The 4,278-nt window shown below is 41.0% G+C and carries 4 protein-coding genes and 3 tRNA genes; 2 read left to right on the plus strand and 5 right to left on the minus strand.

What is annotated here, in order from left to right; genetic code table 11:
• Positions 1-282 precede the first annotated feature (282 nt).
• The 5 genes from EDM53_RS02960 to EDM53_RS02980 all read right to left on the minus strand — a co-directional run bounded on the left by EDM53_RS02960 (position 283) and on the right by EDM53_RS02980 (position 3,114).
• Entirely contained in the window at positions 283-1,326 is a 1,044-nt protein-coding gene (locus tag EDM53_RS02960) for a hypothetical protein (RefSeq protein WP_130122203.1), read from the minus strand.
• A 115-nt stretch (positions 1,327-1,441) separates the two neighbouring features.
• Entirely contained in the window at positions 1,442-2,758 is a 1,317-nt protein-coding gene (locus tag EDM53_RS02965) for a UDP-glucose dehydrogenase family protein (protein ID WP_130122204.1), read from the minus strand.
• A 26-nt stretch (positions 2,759-2,784) separates the two neighbouring features.
• Positions 2,785-2,861, minus strand: a tRNA-Ile gene (locus EDM53_RS02970).
• A gap of 71 nt (positions 2,862-2,932) precedes the next feature.
• Positions 2,933-3,008: transfer RNA gene (locus tag EDM53_RS02975), tRNA-Trp, on the minus strand.
• A 32-nt stretch (positions 3,009-3,040) separates the two neighbouring features.
• Positions 3,041-3,114, minus strand: a tRNA-Gly gene (locus tag EDM53_RS02980).
• Positions 3,115-3,361: 247 nt separating this feature from the next.
• Here EDM53_RS02980 and EDM53_RS02985 point away from each other — a divergent pair.
• Together EDM53_RS02985 and folK are read left to right on the plus strand one after the other, a co-directional pair.
• Positions 3,362-3,565, plus strand: coding sequence for a hypothetical protein (locus EDM53_RS02985; protein WP_130122205.1), 204 nt, complete (start codon positions 3,362-3,364; stop codon positions 3,563-3,565).
• A gap of 36 nt (positions 3,566-3,601) precedes the next feature.
• On the plus strand, positions 3,602-4,177 hold the full coding sequence (gene folK / locus EDM53_RS02990) for a 2-amino-4-hydroxy-6-hydroxymethyldihydropteridine diphosphokinase (protein ID WP_130122206.1): 576 nt from the start codon (positions 3,602-3,604) through the stop codon (positions 4,175-4,177).
• The last annotated feature ends 101 nt before the right edge of the window (positions 4,178-4,278 follow it).

Consider the following 4,278-nt stretch of genomic DNA (forward strand, 5'->3'; position numbering starts at 1 on the left):
ATTGCTTCTCATACAATCCTCTTCTTAAGATTATACAACAATATTCACCTTAATCTATGTTTGAAAACAAGCTCTTAGTCTTGGAGTAAGAATTAAACTATCTGTGACGTTACGATTAAGAAGCCTACCAGACCTCGTTTTGTAGTTTGCTCTCTTCATCCACTAATGCAATACCGGATACAAAATACAAAAGCGCACTAATGTCTTGGGCGAAATGCGATACCATAGTCTCGCCGCAAAAGATCTTTTAAGCCATTGACTTCGGGAAACAGGTTAGGTCATCTAACTCTTTATAGATCCTCCCACGAATCTTTCAGTACTTTTTTGCTCTAATTTTATTTTTTCTGCTGAATGTTTAACCATCGCAATGTCCTTTCCATAGCCTTTTTCATTAAGCTCCAACAATAGATTGCTTAAGTTCGTACTGTCCTTCAAATGCTTTTGAACATTAATTTGCACCAAAATATCCTTGATAATTTCAACGTTGTCCTTTCTCACTTCCGCTTTAGACTTCAGTTCGGGTGCTGACTTATTAGGGGGACTATCTTCATGCTTCAGAAGCTCTAGTATTATCTTGATTCCGTTCTCCACCTTTTGCTGTTTAGGTGCAATGTTATAGTCCAGTTTGGTGTCACGCAATGCACTAAAAAGTGCTTCACCACGAGGTAAATAATACTGAGGCCTTTCGGGAGTGGCGGACAGTGCAGGCAATGCACTTTGAATTAAATCCTTATCAAGCTTTGAATACTGTGTACAACATTCTGCGATCTTGGCTATATTACTTGCAACAGAAAGGCCGCAGCATTCATCATACTGTTGGTCGCGGGACACATTCCAGACATCAGCGCTACGACCCAAGACCGTCTTCAAGTATTCCTTCAAGGCTTCCAAAAATTTTAAGCCTGTTCTGCTGTTAGGATTATTCTCGTTACCAGGAAGGTCATCTGGCATCGAATTTGCGTATACAATCGCATATTCTTTGTTTGTGGGATCATTCGGATATTTTGGTACAAGCCCAACCAACACGAGATGGTGACCATCTGAAACAGGAAAAAATAAGGGTTTGTGTGCCCACATAGCTTCTCCAATCGTCGAACTATATAGCGCTTCGAACGTCTCTTGTTCGATACTGGCCGCTCTATCTTCAGTTCCAATAGTACATATATGGAATTCTTGTGCAGCTTCACTGAGACTGATTTCTAAGGAATCTCGAATTCCCAATAGCGCAGCTGCTGCGGATTGTCCTTGCGTTAGTTTACAACTCGTGCTGTATTGATCCGGCAAAACACCTCCCATTGCTTCTTGAAATATTTCTTTGGCACTCATCATATCTGCCACACCAATTGTTTATTGTACCTCCTTCAATATAGCATAAAAACAAATGAAATGACATTGAATGTGCGTTAAAATATTTAGAAATATCTGAAAGATGGAGTTACATTCAATTCAAGTTTGGTCTGCCAATGGAGACATAACGGAAACCTGTATTTCTCATATTCGTCAACGACAAAATGTTTCTTAAATCTACAATGACAGGCTTTTTTACCAACTGTTTCACGAGCTTTAAATCCATAGATGCAAACTCAGACCATTCGGTCGCTATGACAATCCCAGAAGCTCCTGTGACAGCTTGATATAGATCTGTACAGTATGTAATTTTATCACCAAATATCTTAAATCCTTCTTTTAAAGCTTTTGGATCGTATACTTGAACTCTTGTGTTTAGTTTTAACAGATGCTCTATGATACTGATGCTAGGGCTGTCCCTCATATCATCTGTATTGTTTTTAAAAGCAAGACCTAGAACAGCTACTGTCTTCTCGTCTTCACCATCCTCAATTGCATCTGTAATTTTTTTTAGCATACGTTCCTTTCGCATGTCGTTTGACCTAATCGTTGCATCCACAAGTAGGCTATGTTCACCACACTGTTCTGAGGTTTTTAATAGCCCTAGCGTATCCTTTGGAAAACAGGAGCCACCAAACCCAGGGCCAGGCTTCAGATATTCGGGACCTATTCTTTTATCCATTCCAATACCCTTGCTGATATCACATACATCTGCGTTCCACTTCTCGGCAATATTGGCGATCTCGTTGATAAAGGAAAGTCGCATTGCTAGATAGCCATTTGCAGCATATTTGATAAGTTCAGCAGTCTGATTATCGGTAAATAATATTGGGGTGCCCGAATCAATTATTGAAGAATATATCGTGGTTATCTCTTTTGGGTTTTGTCTATACGATTCGTCGCATCCGATGACAATGCGATCGGGATGCAAAAAGTCCTGTACAGCATTGCCCTCTCTCAAAAACTCTGGGTTTGATATAACCTGAAATTGAATGTGTTTTAAGCGCTGATTAAGCCTTCTCTTAACATCCTGAGCAGTCCCTACAGGTACTGTAGACTTAATCATGACAATCTTGTCGGATATAGAATATTGCACAATATCATCTACGACAGAATGAAGATAAGACAGCTCTACTGTGCCGTCAGGCCCCGATGGTGTGCCTACAGCTACGACTATCACATTAGCGCTTCCTATAATGCTTTTATCGCTTGAAAAAGAGAGGTTCCCGCTTTGTATACCTGCTTGTACCAAGGCTTCAAGCTCAGGTTCGTATATCGGTACTTGACCAGTGGCCAGAGTTCGTACTTTGTCCTGGTCGTGATCTACGCAGGTCACTTTGAGATTAAACTTTGCGAAACAGGCTGCGGTGACAATCCCAACATACCCACTTCCTATAACAACTATGTGCATATGCAGCTTTGTACTTACGAAATCAGTGGTGGGACCTGTAGGACTTGAACCTACGACAACACCGTTATGAGCGGTGGGTTCTAACCAACTGAACTAAGGTCCCTAACGGTAAATCAGTATATATCACAAAGCAAATCAAGGTGTCTATAACTTTCATACCAAAAGTTCCAACAATGGCAGGAGCGAGAGGACTTGAACCCCCAACCCCCGGTTTTGGAGACCGGTGCTCTACCGATTGAGCTACACTCCTTTAACTTTTGTCTAAACGGCAAGTGATCAAGCTGGAGCGGGTGATGGGAATCGAACCCACACAGCCAGCTTGGAAGGCTGGAACTCTACCATTGAGCTACACCCGCTTATATTGAAGCAGCTTTGTTACATAGAGTTATTTGTGTATACACTGATATTATTTGTCGGTCAAACAAATTTATAATTGCCAAACAAATCATAAGTGTTAAAATGGGGTGGTCGCAAGCTACATTGTGTTTAGTAAGCAAAAAGCTTGTAGACAACCTACAAATCTTGGACGTTGTAAATCATTTCTTGACAGACCGACCAATAGTCCTTTAATCTTCGGCAACATTTTATTGACACTAAATAGATATGGCAAAAAAAATTTCAAAGAACGACAACGAAGCGCGTAAAGCAAACGTAAAAGTAAAGGAGATAGGAGGAAAAGCCGTCCAACCAGCACTTTATAATGGTACACGCATAGGTCACGGCAAAGGAATTGTTGCGGTATACAGCGATACAGGGTTGCCTGTATATGGCAAGGATGGTAGGCCGGTTCCTTACAGCAACATTTAGGGCCGTTTTGGTATTCAGGCCGGCTAGTTACAGAAAGTGCAAAACTCAAACGGCTTTGGATCAAGTTTGCTAAGAAGGTATATCATAGGCTTGGGTTCTAATCTTCCAGATAGGCTTCAGAACCTCCGTGGCGCTCTTTCTGCGATGTCTTTTCTTCGCTCTGTCGACATTTCTTGCATTTACCAATCTAAGGCTTTGCTTCTTAAAGATGCACCAAGCTCTTGGAACAAGGACTTTTTAAATTGTGTAGTAGCTGGATTTTCTGATTTATCACCTACTGGAATGCTTCAAAAGTGTAAGCAAATTGAGCTAAAAATGGGTAGAACAAGCTCTCACATACGTTGGAGTCCAAGGGTGATAGACATCGATATTTTATTGCTTGAAGATTCAATAATTAAGACGGAAGTGCTCGGTTGCGGCACTTTGAATGTACCTCACCCTGAAATGTTGAAACGTTTGTTTGTTCTCTTGCCGATCTGTGACATAGCACCAGAGTTAACACACCCGATCACAGGAAGAACAATGAGGGACCATCTTCAAGATCTAAAAGACGATCCTTTATGTACAAGGCTTGCTCAAGAGATAGTACAATACAGAGAACCGTTAAGATGACTTTTCAACAGGATAATTGTGATTTTGCCAAGTCATAAATCCTCCCTCTACCTCCTTTACAGGATAACCAAGGGATGCAAACTTTCTAGCTGCCTTTTGTG

This window comes from Rickettsiales endosymbiont of Peranema trichophorum, from assembly GCF_004210275.1.
Lineage (GTDB): Bacteria > Pseudomonadota > Alphaproteobacteria > Rickettsiales > Midichloriaceae > RICK02.